The sequence below is a fragment of the Pseudomonas morbosilactucae genome, from assembly GCF_023241665.1.
Lineage (GTDB): Bacteria > Pseudomonadota > Gammaproteobacteria > Pseudomonadales > Pseudomonadaceae > Aquipseudomonas > Aquipseudomonas morbosilactucae.
Genome location: NZ_JALQCX010000063.1, coordinates 84,674 through 102,317 on the forward strand (window position 1 = coordinate 84,674; position 17,644 = coordinate 102,317).

Below are 17,644 nucleotides of genomic sequence, written 5' to 3' on the forward strand. Positions count from 1 at the left end.
TCGCTCTCCCCAAAAGCTAAAAAGATGGCACACCCTAACCCGTACTCTTAGTTGTTAAAACAAAAATTATATTCTTTTTTGTTATAAGCAGGGTCCAGAGGGTCTGTTGAAAAAGCCCGTCGGCAGTTGTGTTGCCAATTGCTTCGTAGCTGTACCTGTGAGGGGCTGAAGATATTTCCTAAGATGTCCGCCCACAGCCTTTTCGGCCACGTTTTACGGGATGTTGCAGGCATTGTGGACGGTCCATTTTTGCGCGCCTGTGTGGCGCCCAGCCAAATGAGTAATGAGCATGAGTGATTCGCGTCAATGGGCCCGCGAGGCTATCCGTATCATCGAGGCCGACTTCCAGCGCAGCGCCGACACTCACCTGATTCCGTTGCCATTGCCGGGCCTGCCGGGCATCGAGCTGTACTTCAAGGACGAGTCGAGTCACCCCACCGGCAGCCTCAAGCACCGTCTGGCGCGGTCGTTGTTTCTCTATGCCTTGTGCAACGGCTGGCTCAAGCCCGGCGCGCCGGTGATCGAGGCGTCCAGCGGTTCGACGGCGATTTCCGAAGCCTATTTTGCGCGCCTGCTGGGCTTGCCCTTTATTGCGGTGATGCCGGCCAGCACCTCCCAGGAAAAGATCGCCCAAATCGCTTTTTACGGTGGGCAAAGTCACCTGGTGCAGGACCCGACGCAGATCTACGCCGAGTCCGAGCGTTTGGCCCGTGAAAGCGGCGGCCACTTTATGGACCAGTTCACCTACGCCGAACGGGCCACCGACTGGCGGGCCAACAACAACATCGCCGAGTCGATTTTCCAGCAGTTGCGCTGCGAGCGTTATCCAGAGCCCAGCTGGCTGATTTCCAGCCCGGGCACCGGTGGCACCACCGCCACCCTGGGCCGTTATGTACGTTATCGCCAGCATCGCACTCGCGTCCTGTGCGCCGATGCCGAGCGTTCGGTGTTCTTCGATTACTACCAGAGTGGGGACGCCAGCCTGCGCCTGGACTGCGGGTCGCGCATCGAGGGGATCGGCCGGCCGCGGGTGGAAGCGTCGTTCCTGCCCAAAGTGATCGATGCCATGGTCAAGGTGCCGGACGCCCTGTCGCTGGCGGCCATGCATTACCTGGCACAACGCCTGGGACGCCGGGTCGGCGGCTCCAGCGGGACCAACCTGATTGGCGCGCTGATGGCCGCGCAACAGATGGCGGCGGCGGGGGAGTCGGGGTCGATCGTGGCGATCCTATGTGACGGCGGCGAGCGCTATGCGACCACCTACTACGATGAGCAGTGGCTGGCGGGGCAGGGCTATGAGTTGAGCGGGTTGATCGCCGAGGTGGCAGCCAGTGTGGAGCGGGGCGCGGTATTGCCGGCCAGCGTATTGCGCGCTGGCCTCTGAATACAACTGTAGGAGCCGGCCTTGCCGGCGATTCAGCCTTGAGCCATGTATCGCTCTGGGGGGCGCTATGGCCGGCGAGCCGGCTCCTACACAAGCCAGGTTTAGGCTTCGATGCCGAGGATGCTGCGGGCCACGGCTTCGGCGATCCGAATTCCGTCCACACCGGCAGAGAGAATCCCTCCAGCGTAACCAGCGCCTTCTCCGGCCGGGAACAGGCCTTTGACGTTGAGGCTCTGCATCGTTTCGTCACGGGTGATGCGCAGTGGCGATGAGGTGCGGGTCTCGATGCCGGTCAGCACCGCGTCGTGCAAGGAGTAGCCCTTGATCTGACGCTCGAAGGCCGGCAGTGCCTCACGAATGGCCTCAATGGCGAAGTCCGGCAAGGCCAGGGCCAAATCGCCCAGGGCCACGCCCGGCTTGTAGGATGGCTCGACGCTGCCCAGTGCCGTCGACGGCTTGCCGGCGATAAAGTCGCCCACCAGTTGTGCCGGGGCCTCGTAGTTGCTGCCGCCGAGGACAAAGGCGTGGGATTCCAGGCGCTCTTGCAACTCGATCCCCGCCAGCGGGCCACCCGGGTAATCCACTTCAGGGGTAATGCCAACCACGATGCCTGAGTTGGCATTGCGCTCGTTGCGTGAGTACTGGCTCATGCCGTTGGTCACTACCCGATTCGGCTCGGACGTGGCCGCTACCACCGTGCCACCTGGGCACATGCAGAAGCTGTAGACCGAACGGCCGTTTTTCGCGTGGTGCACCAGTTTGTAATCGGCGGCCCCGAGTTTCGGGTGGCCGGCGTACTTGCCCAGGCGCGCGCTGTCGATCAGCGATTGCGGGTGCTCGATACGGAACCCCACCGAGAACGGCTTGGCCTCCATGAACACGCCCCGGCCGTGGAGCATGCGGAAGGTGTCCCGAGCGCTGTGGCCGAGGGCCAGGATCACGTGCCGGGAGAGCAGTTGTTCGCCGCTGTTGAGGGTCACGCCGCACAGTTGGCCGTCTTCGATCAGCACGTCGGTGACCCGCTGTTCGAAGCGCACTTCACCGCCCAGGGCAATGATCTGCTGGCGCATGTTCTCGACCACGCCGGTGAGGCGGAAGGTGCCGATGTGCGGTTTGCTGACGTAGAGGATTTCTTCCGGCGCGCCGGCTTTGACGAACTCGTGGAGGACTTTGCGGCCGTGGTGTTTCGGGTCCTTGATCTGGCTGTAGAGCTTGCCGTCGGAGAAGGTCCCGGCACCGCCTTCGCCGAACTGCACGTTGGACTCGGGGTTGAGCACGCTTTTGCGCCACAGGCCCCAGGTGTCTTTGGTGCGCTGGCGCACTTCCTTGCCACGCTCGAGGATGATCGGTTTGAAGCCCATCTGCGCCAGCAGCAGGCCGGCGAAAATCCCGCACGGGCCAAAGCCGACGACGATCGGGCGCTGCGCCAGGTCGGCCGGGGCCTGGCCCACGACTTTGTAGCTGACATCCGGTGCCGGGTTGACGTTGCGGTCGTCGGCGAAGGTTTTCAGCAGCTTGGCCTCGTCGCGCACGTCGAGGTCGATGGTGTAGATAAAGCACAGCTCCGAGGACTTCTTGCGGGCATCGTAGCTGCGCTTGAACAAGGTGAAATCGAGCAGGTCATCACTGGCGATGCCCAGGCGCTGCAGGATCGCAGGGCGCAGGTCTTCTTCGGGATGGTCGATCGGCAACTTGAGTTCGGTGATTCGTAACATGACAGGATCCGGTTCGCGGGACGCACCAATGCGCCAGGGCGTTTTTCGAACCGGCGATTATAAGCCGCAATCCTGAGTTGCCGTGAGGTTAAAACGGTTGCCCGTCGACTCAGTCGTTGCGTGAGCCGCCGAAATAGCCGCAGCCCCGCTGTACCTGGCCGTTGACCCGCAGTTCGGCGGTCAGGTGCTGCACGCTGCCGGTCTTACTGTCGATGCAGCGTTGCGGGGCGACCCAGAGTTCGACGTGCTGGTTGTTGGCTTCGCTGCTGAGGTTGAAACGGCCATCGCCCAGTTGTTCTTCCAGATAGGGCAGGGCCAGGGCCGGCTGGCCGGTACGCTCGATCACCATGCCTTTGGTGCTGACGTCGACGCTCCACTCTGGCTCATGTCCGCTGGCGCGCAGGATCAGGCGTTGGAAGGTCGGGTCGTTGCAGGCGTTGCTGGTGCGTTCGATGCGATACAGCTGGCTCACTTGCAACTGGCCATCGCTGCCAGCGAGCGGTTTGGCGTCGAGCTTGCCGCGCAGGTCGGCGAACAGCGTGCCCTGTTCATCAGCCAAGGCCGCGGCTTGCTGCAGCACGCTGGTGTCGCCGCTGTCCTTGAGGGCATAGCGCCGCTGTTCACCGCAGGGCTTGAAGAGCAGTTGGCCGTCGGCGGCGCTGAGTTCGCCTTGCAGACGCGTCATGCCGGCGAGCGACGGCGCCTGGGCCTGGTTATTCAACAACGGCAGCATCTGGCAACCGGCAAACAGGGGCAGCAGGGCAACACACAGCAGGGAACGGACGGCGCGCATCAGGGGGTCTCCAGGCAAGTGCCGCCACGTTACGCAGCCTGGACGCGCATCACAACCCCACGGACGACCCGTGTGGGCGCCGGAGGCCGGCGCCATGCCGATCAGCCGACGTGATAGGTCTGGCCGGTCTGCAACCCTTCCACGCTTTTGGCGTAAGCCAGGGCCACGTCTGCCGCCAGCACCGGCTTGAAGCCGCGAAAGTACGGGGCATAGCTGCCCATGGCTTCTTCCAGCACTGTGGGGCTGACGCTGTTGACCCGCAGGCCACGGGGCAACTCGATGGCCGCCGCGCGGACGAAGCTGTCCAGCGCGCCGTTGACCAGGGCCGCCGAGGCGCCGCTGCGGATCGGATCATGGCTGAGCACGCCGCTGGTGAAGGTGAATGAGGCGCCATCGTTGGCGAACTCGCGGCCGATCAGCAGCAGGTTGACCTGGCCCATCAGCTTGTCCTGCAAGCCCAGGGCGAAGTGCTGTTCGGTCATGTCCCCCAGCGGAGCGAAGGTCACGTTGCCGGCGGCGCAGACCAGGGCATCAAAGCGGCCGGTCTGCTCGAAGAGGCGGCGGATCGAGGCGCTGTCGCTGATGTCCACCTGGAACTCGCCGCTGCTGCGGCCGATACGGATGACGTCGTGACGCTGGGAAAGCGCTTGGTCCACCGCTGAACCAATGGTGCCGGCCGCGCCGATCAATAGAATCTTCATGCTGTTGTCCTCAGACGGGGGAATGAGGTTGCAGTCTAGGGTGGTTTTTTTTGTTGATTAACGCGCTAATGGGCAACCTTTGGTTTTCAAATGGAAACAATCCATGAGCGAAATGGATGACTTGGCGGCCTTTGCCGTGCTGATGGACGCCGGCAGCTTCACCCTGGCGGCCCAGCAATTGGGCTGCAGCAAGGGCCAGTTGTCCAAGCGCATCAGCGCCCTGGAAGCGCGGTTCACGGTGCGGCTGTTGCAGCGCACCACCCGCAAGCTGAGCCTGACCGCCGCCGGTGCGGCCTTGCTGCCTCAGGCCCAGGCATTGGTGGTGCAGGTGCAGCGAGCCCATCAGGCCCTGGCACGGCTCAAGGAGGAGATGGTCGGCCCGGTGCGTCTGACGGTGCCGGTGTCACTGGGGGAGACGTTTTTCGATGGCCTGCTGCTGGAATTTTCCCGGCATTACCCCGAGGTGCAGATCGAGCTGGAGCTCAACAACAGCTACCGCGACCTGTCCCGGGATGGCTTTGACCTGGCGATTCGTTCCGAGGTGGCCAATGACGAGCGCCTGGTGGCCAAGCCGCTGCTGGCCTGGCACGAGATGACCTGCGCCAGCCCGGCGTACCTGGAGCAATACGGCGAGCCGCTGGCGCCCAAGGCCCTGGCCGAGCACCGTTGCCTGCTCAACAGTCACTACAGCGGGCGCGAAGAGTGGCTGTACCACCAGCAGCACGAATTGCACCGGGTGCGGGTGTCCGGCCCCTTTGCCAGCAACCACTACAACCTGTTGAAAAAGGCCGCGCTGGTGGGCGCCGGCATCGCGCGCCTGCCGTCCTACATGGTCCATGCCGAGTTGGCTGATGGCCGCCTGCGCTGGTTGTTGCGCGACTATCAGACCCGCAGCATGCCGATGTACCTGGTGCACCCGTACCAGGGCGGTTTGCCCAGGCGCACCCAGGTGCTGGCGGATTACCTGATCGGCTGGTTCAAGCGCAGTGGCGAGGCCCTGGATCGCCTCTAGGGCTGTGTGGCTCTGGCGCATTTGCCACGAGCCAGTGGAATCGAGAGCAAAAAAAACGGCCCGCAGGCCGTTTTTTCGTGTCACCCGTGCTTAGCCGCCCAGATAGGCTTCGCGCACTTTTGGATCGGTCAGCAAGGCTTCACCAGTGCCCTGCATCACCACCCGGCCGTTTTCCAGCACGTAGGCGCGGTCAGCGATTTTCAACGCCTGGTTGGCGTTTTGCTCCACCAGGAACACCGTCACACCGTCCTTGCGCAGCTGTTCGATGATGTCGAAGATCTGCTGGATGATGATCGGCGCCAAGCCCAGGGAGGGCTCGTCGAGCAGCAACAGCTTGGGCTTGCTCATCAGCGCGCGGCCGATGGCGAGCATTTGCTGTTCGCCACCGGACATGGTGCCGCCGCGCTGGCTGAAGCGTTCCTTGAGCCTTGGAAACAGGTGCAGCACCTTGTCCATCTGCTCCTGGTAGTCGCCTTTTTCAGTGAAGAACCCGCCCATGGCCAGGTTCTCCTCCACGGTCAGGCGAGCGAACACTCGACGGCCTTCCGGTACCACGGCAATGCTCTTGCGCATGATCTGCGCCGAGCTTTGCCCCACCAGTTCCTCGCCAAGGTAGCGGATGCTGCCGCTGTGGGCTTGCGGCGAACCGCAGAGGGTCATCAGCAGGGTGGATTTGCCGGCGCCGTTGGCCCCGATCAGGGTGACGATTTCGCCCTGGCGGATCTCCACGTTGACGCTGTGCAGGGCCTGGATCTTGCCGTAGAAGGTGGAAACGTTTTCGAATTGCAGCATTTACGCTTCCCCCAGGTAGGCTTTGATCACTTCAGGATTGTCGCGGATCTGCTCCGGCGTGCCGTCGGCCAGGGGCGTGCCCTGGTTGATCACGACGATGTGGTCGGAAATGCTCATGACCAGTTTCATGTCGTGTTCGATCAGCAGCACGGTGACGTTGTGCTCTTCGCGCAGCACGCTGATCAGCGCCTTGAGGTCTTCGGTTTCCTTGGGGTTGAGGCCGGCTGCGGGTTCGTCGAGCATGAGGATCCGTGGGCGGGTCATCATGCAGCGGGCGATTTCCAGGCGACGTTGCTGGCCGTAAGCCAGGGTGCCGGCAGGGCGGTTGGCGAATTCCCGCAGGTTGACCTTGTCCAGCCAGTACTCGGCGTACTCCATGGCTTCGCGCTCGCTCTTGCGGAACGCAGGGGTCTTGAACAGACCGGCCAGGAAGTTGGTGTTGAGGTGCCGATGCTGGGCGATCAAAAGGTTCTCGACCGCCGTCATGTCCTTGAACAGGCGCACGTTCTGGAAGGTCCGCACCACGCCTTTGCGGGCGATTTCATGCCCGGCCAGGCCTTCGATGGCTTGGCCATCGAGGAGGATGCTGCCCGCGCTGGGCTTGTAGAAACCGGTCAGGCAGTTGAACACCGTGGTCTTGCCGGCGCCGTTCGGGCCGATCAGCGCCACCACTTGTTTTTCCTTGACGGTCAGGGCCACGCCGTTGACCGCCAGCAGGCCACCAAAGCGCATGCTCAGGCCCGTTACTTTGAGGATCTCACGGCTCATTTGCGCAGCTCCATGTGAGGACGTTGCATGGGCAGTAAGCCTTGAGGACGCCAAATCATCATCAGCACCATCATGGCGCCGAACATCAACATGCGGTATTCGCTGAATTCACGCATCAGTTCCGGCAACAGGATCATCACGATCGCCGCCAGGATCACACCCAACTGCGAACCCATGCCGCCCAGTACAACGATGGCGAGGATAATCGCCGACTCGATGAAGGTGAAGGATTCCGGGGTCACCAGGCCTTGGCGCGCGGCAAAGAAGCTACCGGCAAAACCGGCGAACGCGGCGCCCAGGGTAAAGGCCGAGAGCTTGATGACCGTGGGGTTCAGGCCCAGGGCACGGCAGGCGATCTCGTCTTCACGCAGGGCTTCCCAGGCACGGCCGATGGGCATGCGCAGCAGGCGGTTGATGACGAACAACGCCGCCAGCGCCAGCAGCAGGGCCACCAGGTAAAGGAAGATCACCTTGTTGATCGAGTTGTACTGCAGGCCGAAGAACTCGTGGAAGGTCTGCATGCCTTCGGCGGCCTTGCGCTCGAACGTCAGGCCGAAGAAGGTCGGCTTTTCGATGTTGCTGATGCCGTTGGGGCCGCCGGTGAGATCGGTCATGTTGCGCAGCAGCAGACGGATGATTTCACCAAAGCCCAGGGTCACGATCGCCAGGTAGTCACCGCGCAGCCGCAATACCGGGAAACCCAGCAAGAAGCCGAAGGTGGCCGCCATCAAGCCGGCAATCGGCAGGCAGATCCAGAAGCTCAGGCCGAAGTAGTGCGACAGCAGCGCATAGCTGTAGGCGCCCACGGCGTAGAAGCCGACGTAACCCAGGTCCAGCAGGCCTGCCAGACCGACGACGATGTTCAGGCCCAGGCCGAGCATCACGTAGATCAGGATCAGCGTGGCAATGTCCACCGCACCGCGGGAGCCGAAGAACGGCCAGATCAGTGCCGCGACGATCAACGCGAGGATGATCCAGCGCTGGGTCGTTGGCAGGGTCAGGAAGTTGCTGGCCTTGGCCGGGATCAACGGCATGCTTGGCGAGGATTTCCAGGCCGCGCTGATCTGCTGGTTGAACAGCACCCGCAGGAACATCAGCACCGAGCAGATCGCGATGATCGCCAGGGTGGTGTTGCTGGTGTTGTGGACTTCCAGGTTGATGCCGACGATGGTCAGTTTCAGGCCCAGTACCGGGTAGGCAACTGCCCAGACCAACAAGGCGCTGAACAGCGCCGATTTAAGATTCCTAGTCATACTTTCTCAACCTCCGGACGGCCCAGAATGCCGGTCGGCCGGAACAACAGCACCAGAACCAACAAGCCGAACGCCACGACGTCCTTGTACTGGTCGCCGAAGATATCGGCGCCAAAGGCTTCGGCTACCCCCAGCACCAGCCCGCCGAGCATGGCGCCCGGAATGCTGCCGATGCCGCCCAAGACCGCTGCGGTGAAGGCCTTGAGGCCCACCAGGAAACCGGCGTTGGGGTTGATCACGCCGTACTGCATGCTCAGCAGCACCGCTGCTACAGCGGCCAGCGCGGCACCGACGACGAAGGTCAGGGCGATGATGTTGTTGGTGTTGATGCCTAGCAGGTTGGCCATCTTGATGTCTTCGGCGCAGGCGCGGCAGGCACGGCCCAGGCGAGAACGGGAGATGAACAGGGTGAGGCCGAGCATGGCGACCAGGGTCACCACGAACACCACGATTTGCATGTAGGAAATCAGCACTTCATGTGCCCCGCCTGGCCCGATGGAGATGTTGCCCGGGATCAGGTTGGGGATGGACTTGTCCTTGGAGTCTTGCGCCAGCAAAACCGTGTTTTGCAGGAATATCGACATGCCGATGGCAGAGATCAGCGGGATCAGACGGTTACTGCCACGCAAGGGGCGGTAGGCGATCCGTTCGATGCTGTAGCCGTAGGCACTGGTGACGACGATGCTGGCGATAAAGGCGGCGGTCATCAACAGCGGCACACTGTCGAGTCCCATCATGGCCAGCCCGGCAATGGCGATGAACGCCACGTAGGAGCCGATCATGTACACCTCGCCGTGGGCGAAGTTGATCATTCCAATGATGCCGTAAACCATCGTATAGCCGATGGCGATCAGGGCATACGTGCTGCCAACGGTCAGACCGTTAACCAGCTGTTGGAAAAAGTGATAGATGTCAGGCATTACAAGCTCCTAAAAACCTGATACGCATTTCACTGGTGGAGTCATTTTCCCGCTCAGGCCCCGTGGATCTGCACCCACTTCGAGCTGAGTTTTGCCAGCGAACCGCTGATGACGGTTTTGAGATTTTCAGGTGGGAAGGCCCCGGATCACGGAAGCACGGCCCAGTACATTCGTAAAACAAAGCCCACGGCACGCCGTGGGCTTTATTGGCAGTCGGTCAGGACCGAACCTTACTGAGGCGAGGCTTCGGTTTTAGGTTTGCCGAAGTGCCACTCGTAGACCACGAATTTGAAGTCTTTCAAGTCACCCTTGGCGTCGAAGCTCAGGTCGCCAGTAGGTGTCTTGAAGGTACCGGCGTGGATGGCTTCAGCCACTTTGCCAGCGTCTTCGCTCTTGGCCGCAGTGATGCCGCCAGCGATGACTTCAACGGCCGAGTAGGCCGGGAATACGAACGGACCGCTCGGGTCTTCCTTCTTGGCCTTGAAGGCATCCGCCAGGGCGACGTTAGCCGGGTCTTGGTCGAAGGATTTCGGCAGGGTCACCAGCAGGCCTTCGGACGCGTCCTTGGCGATCTGCGAGATGGAGTCGTTACCCACGCCTTCCGGCCCCATGAACTTGGCTTTCAGGCCTTTTTCCTGGGCTTGGCGCAGGATCAGGCCCAGCTCTGGGTGGTAGCCGCCGTAGTAGACGAAGTCGACGTTGGCTTGCTTGAGCTTGGCGATCATCGAGGAGAAGTCTTTGTCGCCGGCGTTGATGCCTTCGAACACGGCAACCTTGGTGCCTTTCTTCTCAAGGGTCTGCTTCACGGCGGTGGCGATGCCTTCACCGTATTGCTGTTTGTCGTGCAGGACAGCAACGATTTTCGGCTTCACGTGGTCGGCGATGTAGTTGCCGGCGGCTGGGCCTTGGGCGCTGTCCAGGCCGATGGTGCGGAACACCATTTTGTAACCACGGGCGGTGATGTCCGGGCTGGTGGCAGCCGGGGTGATCATGATCACGCCTTCATCTTCGTAGATGTCGGAGGCCGGCTGAGTGGAGCTGGAGCACAGGTGGCCGACCACGAACTTGACGCCGTCGTTGACCACTTTGTTGGCCACGGCTACGGCTTGTTTCGGATCACAGGCGTCGTCGTATTCAACAGCTTCGAGTTTCTTACCGTTGACGCCGCCCTTGGCGTTGATTTGTTCGATGGCCATTTTTGCGCCACTGAATTGCATGTCGCCGTATTGGGCTACAGGGCCGGTCTTAGGGCCGGCAATGCCGATCTTGATGGTGTCAGCTGCGAACGAATGGCTGGCAACCCCGGCCAGAACCATAGCGGCAAACAGTTTGGAAATCTGCTTAGTAGCCTTATTCATAGTGCTCCACTCTTACTGTTGTATTTTTTATAGTCCTGGCGGCCAAAGTCGCAGAACCGGGTCAGATAGTTCTTTATTAACCCCGGAAATGCCCCTGGCAACTGTACCGGTACAGTGTAGAGCGCCGGTCGTTCGCTTGAAAAGCTGGCTGCTGGGGGCAAAAACGTGGGGTGTCGCTTTATTGAAAGAAAAAGTCAGAATTGCGGCGGGATTTTGCTGGGCATAACGGCCTGTTCAACGGCAATCCTTGGCTTTCCTACGCTTCTCTATCGATGACGCCATTGCATCTGGGTTTTTCTGCCAGAACCGCGACGTTATGATTGCGCCGATTTCTTTTCTGGACAGACCCATGAACCAAGAACCTAGCACCCTCTATGCCAAGCTGCTTGGTGAAACCGCATCAATTTCCTGGAAGGAGTTGGAGCCGTTCTTCGCCAAGGGTGCCCTATTGTGGGTCGATCCCACGCTGGATCTGATCGAAGCGGCGCAGGCCGTGGCCGAGAACGAAGCCGAGAAAGTGGCGGCCTGGCTGGCCGACGGGAAGTTGGAGAAGCTGTCTGCGACGCGGGCGCTGGATCTGCTGGAGCGTGATCCACAGTTGTGGGCGGTGGTGGTTTCGCCGTGGATTATGGTCCATGAGCGGGCGTCTGCCTGATCGGTTGCGCCTTTTTGGTGCGTGATTTTCGCCGTTAAAAGTGTGTAGCCGAGTAACCGCCGCGAGCATGATGGCAACTTGCCGTGGAGAAAGGCCCCATCAGATTTTTCCGCCTGTGTGACGTTTGCGGAAGGGGAACAGTTGAGTGGCCCGCCCCGGGCGGTCCAATTGTTTCGTGATGTGAGCAAACGCCCTGGATGTGCCTACCCATTGGCCAGGCGATAGGGCTCTTCGTTTTTGCGGACGTCATCGCTGGCAAGCCAGCTCCTACAGGTGTGTTAGCGATGTACCCGTGTAGGAGCCGGCTTGCCGGCGATCCGCGCAGCGGCCCGGCGATGGGCTTAGAAGGCGGTTTTGCCGGTGTGGTTGTTGAGCGAGATGACTTTGGTCTTACCGATGCGGTGACGGTAAATCTCGCGCAGGTACTTGATGGCCTTCTTCACGCAATCCCGGGATAGGCGGATGTCGTTGATCGAGACGAACTTGTCCTTGTCGTTGATCAGCTCGCGGTACTTCTTCTCGTACATTGGCTTGATCGCGTACCAGTTGGTGTCGAGGATCTTCGCCGGATTCTCGAACTCGTTGAGCAGGTCGTCGATCAGGCTTTCGTCGAATTCGTCGCTGACGATGAAGTCGAGGATCGAGTTGTCCAGGGTTTCGTCGAAGCGATACGGGTTGCGGGCGAAGCAACGCTTGATAAAGGCCACGATCAGCGTCAGGAAGTCGTCCGACAGGCACGGGCTCTTGGCGATCAGGGTGGTCAGCGAGAGGTTGGCCGAGGCACCGATCACCAGCGCATAGCGTTTGAGGGTGGTGTTGGGGAACAGGCTGTTGAGGTGGGTCTTGAGCCGGTTCAGGTCCATGTAGGACAGCTTGTAGTCCTTGGGCAAGGAAACGATGGACACCACCGACGAGCAGTTCTTGAAGAAGTGCAGGTCATGCAGGGCCGCCGCGTCGTAACCCGAGGCCTTGTACTGCTCAAGCGCTGCGCGGTAGCGCTTGGACTCGATGGGCAGCAGGCTGATGCCTTCGATGGCCTGGGTTACTTTGTTGAAGTGCGGCAGGTCGATGGAGCGGAAGAACAGGTCATCGATGTTCAGGCGCTGCGGCTCTTTCTCGAACACCTTGAACTTGTCGCCGGTAGGCGTCGGTTGTTCCGGCACCACGGATTCGGCATAGCAATCGCCACCGGGCCGGCCAGACTCATGAACAGGTCGTTGGCGTCCAGGCGGATGGTTTCGCCGATATCGATGCCGGCGCGACGGAAGTAGTTCTGGTCGTAGTCGGTGGTCACCGCCTGGGCAGTGAGGATGTTGAAGATCTGCTGGGAGATGTACTGGTTGGCGTGCTTCTCCATGGCGTTGACGTCGATGTTCTGGATGTTGCCGTCATCGCTTTCTTCGGCATAACGCATGATGTCGTTGGAGATCAGCATCATCGCGTTCCATGGGCGGATGCGGCCCATGACGCTGGCTTCGCTGCTGTCTTCATTGTCGAAGTTGTAGGAGAAGTCCCACTCTTCCGAGAGGTATTTGCACAGCAGGCGGCCGGCGTTGATGTGCAGCGCTTCGGACATTTCGCTGCGGTGGTCCGAGATGTTCGGCAGCACGCAGATGCCGCTGGTGAAGATCGGCTCGAAGACGAAGGAGTGACCGCTTTTGCTGTCGTGCTCGTCCATCGGCTTGGTGTCGAAGGTTTTGTTCATGTACGAGTATTGCTGGGCCAGGCCGAATTCGGAGGCCATGCCCGAACCCGTACCGCCGCCGGCGCTGAAGATCGAGAAGTACAGGCGCGACTGGTTGGCCTTGATCCCGCAGGAGTCGATCAGGTACGAGTGGATCATTTTCCACTCGGGGCTGGAGAAACGCTGGGTGTCCTTGTTGAGGATGATCTTCGCCAGGTACTGGCCGAGGATCGGCGCGTTACCGGCGCCGCCGGCATGGACTTCGGATAGGTCCATGATCTTCATTTTGCTGTAGTCGCGAATAAAGCCGCTCTTCTCGCCCTTGCGTGAGAAGCGAATGCGCCCGGCAATGTCTTTGTCCAGGTCGCCAAGCATCACCAGCGGCTCTACCAGGAACACCGGCTTGGTGGCCTTGTTCTGCACCAGGCGCAGGTTGTTGCGGATCCACTGGCCCGGGCTGTAGCCCTTCTCGGCGTAGGATTTGTCTTCGTTGTTGAATTCGTTGAGGTAGAACTTGCGGGCGTTGTACACCAACTCCGCCACATCCAGGGCAATGTTGGAGCCGCAACGGCCGAGGCCGATCAGGCAGACCGAGGGGAATTCCTGGTCACGACGGATCTCGTTGTCGCCTTCCAGGTGCAGCGGCCGGGGGAACACGCTGTCACGCAGACCGTCGAGGTTGTCGAGGATGCGGTCGGTATTGGTTTCGGTGAAGTACAGGTATTGCTGGGTAGCCAGCGGGCGTGAGCTGGACAATGGCTTCGGCGCTGAGGGGCTGGGTTCGGGAGCGTTCAGCGTCAGTTCGTTGGCCGCATTGGCCGCGTTATTTTTAGAAGTCATTGTTCGCCATATGCCTGGACAGGTTGGCCCGCTGACAAATGTCTTCGAGCCATCACGATAGGGGGTCTCGTCGCTTCATGGAGCGCGAATTTAGCCTGAGCGTCAGGAACTTAGCCTGCGGGTCGCTCTGGGAATCCTTTCCCGGATTCTGTTGAATCGGCCAATATTCGGCGATCTTTAATCAAAAGGAGGCAATGTGATGGCAGAGTTACCTTCCCTGGGGTTTGCCGGAATCGGCTTGATGGGCCTGCCCATGTGCCAGCGTTTGCTGGCCGCCGGCTATCCGTTAACGGTGTGGAACCGCAACCCGGACAAGTGTGCGCCGCTGGTGGCCGCCGGGGCCCGGCAAGTGGCCACGCCGGCGCAGTTGTGCGAGGGCAACACCTTGGTATTGCTGTGCCTGGCCAACACCGAGGTGGTCCGTGAGGTGGTGTTCGGCGCCGACGGCATTGCGCAGGGCGCTCGGGCCGGCCAGTTACTGGTGGACTTTTCCAGCCTGGAACCCACGGCCACTCAGGACATGGCGGCCGAACTGGCCGCCTGCAGCGGCATGGCCTGGGTCGACGCCCCGGTTTCCGGCGGTACGGCCGGGGCCGAAGCCGGTAGCCTGGCGATTATGGTGGGCGGGGCGGCAGCGGACATTGAGCGGGTCCGCCCGGTGCTGTTGCAACTGGGGCAGCGGGTGACGCACATGGGCGCGGTGGGCGCGGGGCAGGTGACCAAGGCCTGCAACCAGATGATCGTTGCTTGCAATGCACTGGTAATCGCCGAAGTGGTGGCCCTGGCCGAACGCGCCGGGGTCGATGCCGGGTTGATCGCCGAGGCCCTGGCCGGTGGTTTTGCCGACTCCAAGCCCTTGCAGATACTGGCGCCACAAATGGCCGGCAGCCAGTTCGAGCCGATCAAATGGCATGTGCGTACGTTGCTCAAGGACCTGGACGGTGCCGTGAAGTTTGCCCGCGAGCAGGGCTCGGCAACCCCGGTCAGCGGGCTAGCAGCCCAGTTGATGCGCCTGCATGGCAGCCAAGGCTATCTGGAAAAAGATCCCGCGACTCTGGTGCAGCTGTATCGCGAGCCTGGAACGGCGCATTGACCCCACTGGCCGGCTGCTCGCGTCGCGCATCAAGTTCCTCCAGCACTCCCGGTAGCTCGCTCAAGGGCACGGGGCGGCTGAGCAGGTAGCCCTGCAAATAGTCGCAGCCATGGTATTGCAGGAATTGGTACTGCTGCTCGGTCTCGACCCCCTCGGTCACCACCTGCAAATGCAGGGTATGGGCCATGACGATAATGGCCTGGACGATTTCCCGGTCCTGGGTCGACTGGGGGATGTCCTGGATAAACGAGCGATCGATCTTCAGGGTATTGAGGGGCAGGCGCCGGAGGTAGGCCAGGGACGAGTAGCCGGTGCCGAAGTCGTCGATGGACAGCGAGACGCCGAGGGTACGAATTTGCTGCAACAGCACCAGGGTTTTGTCGATGTTGCCCATCAGGGCGTTTTCCGTGACCTCCAGTTCCAGCCGTTGCGGCGCGATCCCGGCGTCGTGCAGGGCGGTTTCGATTTCCCCTGGCAGTTCCTCCCGTACCAGGTTCAAGGCCGAGCAGTTGACCGCTACCTTAAGCTGGTCGAACCCACTCTGGGACAGCCGGGCCAGATCCTCACAGGCCTTGCGCAGGACCCAGTTGTCCAGGGCCTCGATCAGGCCGTTGGCCTCGGCAATGCCGATGAAACGGTCCGGCGCCAGCAGGCCGTGTAGCGGATGCTGCCAGCGGACCAGGGCTTCGAGCTTGCTGACCTTGGCGGTTTTCAAGTCATAGATGGGTTGGTAATAGAGTCGCAGTTCGCTGTCGCTGCGCAGGGCGTGGCGCAGTTCTTCTTCGAGCTGCAATTCCAGGGTGGCCCGGGCTTTCAGGTTGCTGCTGAAAAAATGCAGGTTGTTGCGGCCACCGGCTTTGGATTGATACAGCGCCAGGTCGGCATTCTTCAGCAGTTCTTCGCAGGTGGTGCCGTCGTCCGGGAACAGGCTGATGCCGATGCTGGTGGTCATCACCATGCGCCGGCCCGCCAGTTCGATGGGTTCCTTCATTTTTTGCATGATGCGCTGGGCCATGTGCCGAGCCTCGTCGCACTCCTTGAGGCTGGTGAGGATGCAGAACTCGTCGCCGCCAAAGCGCGCCACCACGTCCTCATGGGTGCGGGTGGAGTGCTTGATGTGGCCGGCGATGACTTTCAGCAACTCGTCGCCCGCGTCGTGGCCCAGGCTGTCGTTGATCCGCTTGAAGTGGTCGATGTCGAGGAACATCACCGCCAGCTTGCCGCCGTAGGTGGTTTTTTCCAGAAGCTTTTCGGCGAACAACTGGTTGAAGCCGCGGCGGTTGATCAGGTTGGTCAGGGCATCGTAGTGGGCCACTTGTTGCAGAGAGACCCGGGCCTGGTCCAGTTGCGAGAGCAGGGCGTTGACCCGGCGCAGGTCGTGCTCCTTGTGTTGCAGTTTCTTGTCGGCCAGGGCCGCACTGATGGCGCTGCCGATCACCAGCAGAGCAATCACCGCGATGGTCAGCCCCAGTTGCATGCTGTTGTTGTCCACGGGGGCACGGGCCGGGCTGTCCAGGGGCAGCACCAGGGTCAAGGCGGCCATGCCGGTGAAGTGGCTGCTGATGATCCCGGCCCCCAGCAGCAGGCTGCTGGCGTACTTGAGCAATTGGTGAAACATGCCGCTGCCGTTGTACAGATGGCGCGACAGCAGCAGGGCGGCGAGGCTGGTACCGATCGCCACGACCATCGAAAGCAGCATCAGCGGCGTCTGGTAGTACTGCACAGCGTTGGAACGCATGGCCGCCATGCCGACGTAATGCATGGTGCAGATGCCCAGGCCGATCCACACCGCTGCGCAGACGTAGCGCCATAGCGGCAGTTGCGGGTGACTGAGGGTCTGCATAGCCAGCCACGCGGCGATCAGGGCAATCAGCAGTGACAGCAGGGTCAAGGGCAGTTGGTAGTGCACTTCGATGGGCACTTGCAGGGCGAGCATGCTGATGAAATGCATGGCCCAGATGCCCCCAGCCAGGCAGCAGGCCCCGATCCAGCGCCAGAGCCGTTGGGTGGACGGGCGTTCGACGTGTCCGACGCGCTCGGCCATATCCAGGGTGGCGAAGCTGGCGGCGCAGGCCACCAGATAGGCCAGCAGCACCAGAAAGGGGCTATGACTGCAACCGAGTACTGTCTGCCCGCGCTCTGGAAGCTCGGTAAAGAAATGCACACCCAGCCATTCCATAGCATGCCTCGTCTCAGCGTCATCTCAACTCGGTGCCTTGGGGCGCCGACGAATGCCTGGAGTATAGAGGCCGTCCGGCGACCGGGAACGGTGCTGGCAGTTTGCTCCCAACGATTTCGATATGGGCGTAATCGCCAAAGATGCTAAGCACTTCCGGTGATGACTGTTTCTGTTACCAGGGTTTTCAGAGGCGCCAGCCTGAACGCCGCTCGCAGCGGTGGGCGAACAGGCTGTGATCCACGCCACTGGGGCGCTCTCGTCAGGGGGCGTGTGTTGTTCATGCATTGAGGAGGGGCAGGCCAGGGGCCATGGCTTGATATCAGACTGGCGAATGATCACAGACAGCACGTAGCCGCCTGACTAGATTGCAGCTTCCAGGCTCGGTTGCGTCTGGCCGAATAACAATAAAGAGACCAACCCATGCAGAACTCGACCCAAGCGGCGAATGCCTGGCGCATTCTGTTCCTGTTGTTCCTGGCTAATCTGTTCAATTTTTT

Annotated in this window: 13 protein-coding genes and 1 pseudogene; 4 read left to right on the top strand and 10 right to left on the bottom strand. The window is 61.2% G+C overall.

All coding sequences use genetic code 11. The features are described from left to right. Positions 1-289 precede the first annotated feature (289 nt). Entirely contained in the window at positions 290-1,384 is a 1,095-nt protein-coding gene (locus M1B35_RS27950) for a PLP-dependent cysteine synthase family protein (protein ID WP_268263667.1), read from the top strand. 101 nt (positions 1,385-1,485) lie between these two features. On the opposite strand, the gene M1B35_RS27955 is transcribed toward M1B35_RS27950, so the two are convergent. From M1B35_RS27955 to M1B35_RS27965, 3 genes are all read right to left on the bottom strand, one after another. Further along, positions 1,486-3,099 carry an NAD(P)/FAD-dependent oxidoreductase gene (locus tag M1B35_RS27955; protein ID WP_123336493.1) on the bottom strand — a complete coding sequence of 538 codons (1,614 nt, stop codon included), beginning with the start codon at positions 3,097-3,099 and terminating at the stop codon, positions 1,486-1,488. Between the two features lie 109 nt (positions 3,100-3,208). Further along, positions 3,209-3,892 (bottom strand): COG3650 family protein, encoded by a 684-nt coding sequence (locus tag M1B35_RS27960; RefSeq protein ID WP_123336491.1) that lies wholly within the window; start codon positions 3,890-3,892, stop codon positions 3,209-3,211. Between the two features lie 101 nt (positions 3,893-3,993). Continuing rightward, positions 3,994-4,593: a short chain dehydrogenase gene (locus M1B35_RS27965; RefSeq protein ID WP_123336489.1), complete on the bottom strand. Its 600-nt coding sequence runs from the start codon at positions 4,591-4,593 to the stop codon at positions 3,994-3,996. A 103-nt stretch (positions 4,594-4,696) separates the two neighbouring features. Here M1B35_RS27965 and M1B35_RS27970 point away from each other — a divergent pair, with 103 nt between their 5' ends. Next, a complete protein-coding gene (locus M1B35_RS27970) occupies positions 4,697-5,605 on the top strand; it encodes a LysR family transcriptional regulator (protein ID WP_123336487.1) in 909 nt (302 codons plus the stop codon). A gap of 90 nt (positions 5,606-5,695) precedes the next feature. Here the strand turns inward: M1B35_RS27970 and M1B35_RS27975 are convergent, their stop codons facing one another. The 5 genes from M1B35_RS27975 to M1B35_RS27995 all read right to left on the bottom strand — a co-directional run bounded on the left by M1B35_RS27975 (position 5,696) and on the right by M1B35_RS27995 (position 10,696). Further along, positions 5,696-6,397, bottom strand: coding sequence for an ABC transporter ATP-binding protein (locus M1B35_RS27975; protein WP_123336485.1), 702 nt, complete (start codon positions 6,395-6,397; stop codon positions 5,696-5,698). Then, positions 6,398-7,165 carry a high-affinity branched-chain amino acid ABC transporter ATP-binding protein LivG gene (gene livG / locus M1B35_RS27980; RefSeq protein WP_123336483.1) on the bottom strand — a complete coding sequence of 256 codons (768 nt, stop codon included), beginning with the start codon at positions 7,163-7,165 and terminating at the stop codon, positions 6,398-6,400. Further along, on the bottom strand, positions 7,162-8,418 hold the full coding sequence (locus M1B35_RS27985; RefSeq protein ID WP_268263668.1) for a high-affinity branched-chain amino acid ABC transporter permease LivM: 1,257 nt from the start codon (positions 8,416-8,418) through the stop codon (positions 7,162-7,164). Before M1B35_RS27985 ends, livG begins: the two co-directional genes overlap by 4 nt. After that, positions 8,415-9,338 carry a high-affinity branched-chain amino acid ABC transporter permease LivH gene (gene livH / locus M1B35_RS27990; protein WP_123336478.1) on the bottom strand — a complete coding sequence of 308 codons (924 nt, stop codon included), beginning with the start codon at positions 9,336-9,338 and terminating at the stop codon, positions 8,415-8,417. Before livH ends, M1B35_RS27985 begins: the two co-directional genes overlap by 4 nt. A gap of 230 nt (positions 9,339-9,568) precedes the next feature. Further along, entirely contained in the window at positions 9,569-10,696 is a 1,128-nt protein-coding gene (locus M1B35_RS27995; RefSeq protein WP_123336476.1) for a branched-chain amino acid ABC transporter substrate-binding protein, read from the bottom strand. 349 nt (positions 10,697-11,045) lie between these two features. On the opposite strand from M1B35_RS27995, the gene M1B35_RS28000 reads away from it, so the two are divergent. Further along, positions 11,046-11,351 (top strand): DUF2288 domain-containing protein, encoded by a 306-nt coding sequence (locus tag M1B35_RS28000; RefSeq protein WP_123336474.1) that lies wholly within the window; start codon positions 11,046-11,048, stop codon positions 11,349-11,351. Positions 11,352-11,692: 341 nt separating this feature from the next. On the opposite strand, the pseudogene M1B35_RS28005 reads toward M1B35_RS28000, so the two are convergent. After that, positions 11,693-13,875, bottom strand: a pseudogene (locus M1B35_RS28005) (hypothetical protein). Between the two features lie 196 nt (positions 13,876-14,071). Here M1B35_RS28005 and M1B35_RS28010 point away from each other — a divergent pair. After that, on the top strand, positions 14,072-14,968 hold the full coding sequence (locus M1B35_RS28010; RefSeq protein WP_268263669.1) for an NAD(P)-dependent oxidoreductase: 897 nt from the start codon (positions 14,072-14,074) through the stop codon (positions 14,966-14,968). Here M1B35_RS28010 and M1B35_RS28015 read toward each other — a convergent pair. Beyond that, positions 14,859-17,147, bottom strand: a complete 2,289-nt coding sequence (locus M1B35_RS28015) for a putative bifunctional diguanylate cyclase/phosphodiesterase (RefSeq protein WP_123336468.1) — start codon at positions 17,145-17,147, stop codon at positions 14,859-14,861. The two genes, M1B35_RS28010 and M1B35_RS28015, sit on opposite strands and share 110 nt — an antisense overlap. Positions 17,148-17,644: the final 497 nt, after the last annotated feature.

Bases quoted from the DNA above. Each gene is read 5' to 3' on its own strand.
- M1B35_RS27950 (WP_268263667.1), top strand. From the start codon at position 290: ATGAGTGATTCGCGTCAATGGGCCCGCGAGGCTATCCGTATCATCGAG.
- M1B35_RS27955 (WP_123336493.1), bottom strand. From the start codon at position 3,099: ATGTTACGAATCACCGAACTCAAGTTGCCGATCGACCATCCCGAAGAA.
- M1B35_RS27960 (WP_123336491.1), bottom strand. From the start codon at position 3,892: ATGCGCGCCGTCCGTTCCCTGCTGTGTGTTGCCCTGCTGCCCCTGTTT.
- M1B35_RS27965 (WP_123336489.1), bottom strand. From the start codon at position 4,593: ATGAAGATTCTATTGATCGGCGCGGCCGGCACCATTGGTTCAGCGGTG.
- M1B35_RS27970 (WP_123336487.1), top strand. From the start codon at position 4,697: ATGAGCGAAATGGATGACTTGGCGGCCTTTGCCGTGCTGATGGACGCC.
- M1B35_RS27975 (WP_123336485.1), bottom strand. From the start codon at position 6,397: ATGCTGCAATTCGAAAACGTTTCCACCTTCTACGGCAAGATCCAGGCC.
- livG (WP_123336483.1), bottom strand. From the start codon at position 7,165: ATGAGCCGTGAGATCCTCAAAGTAACGGGCCTGAGCATGCGCTTTGGT.
- M1B35_RS27985 (WP_268263668.1), bottom strand. From the start codon at position 8,418: ATGACTAGGAATCTTAAATCGGCGCTGTTCAGCGCCTTGTTGGTCTGG.
- livH (WP_123336478.1), bottom strand. From the start codon at position 9,338: ATGCCTGACATCTATCACTTTTTCCAACAGCTGGTTAACGGTCTGACC.
- M1B35_RS27995 (WP_123336476.1), bottom strand. From the start codon at position 10,696: ATGAATAAGGCTACTAAGCAGATTTCCAAACTGTTTGCCGCTATGGTT.
- M1B35_RS28000 (WP_123336474.1), top strand. From the start codon at position 11,046: ATGAACCAAGAACCTAGCACCCTCTATGCCAAGCTGCTTGGTGAAACC.
- M1B35_RS28015 (WP_123336468.1), bottom strand. From the start codon at position 17,147: ATGGAATGGCTGGGTGTGCATTTCTTTACCGAGCTTCCAGAGCGCGGG.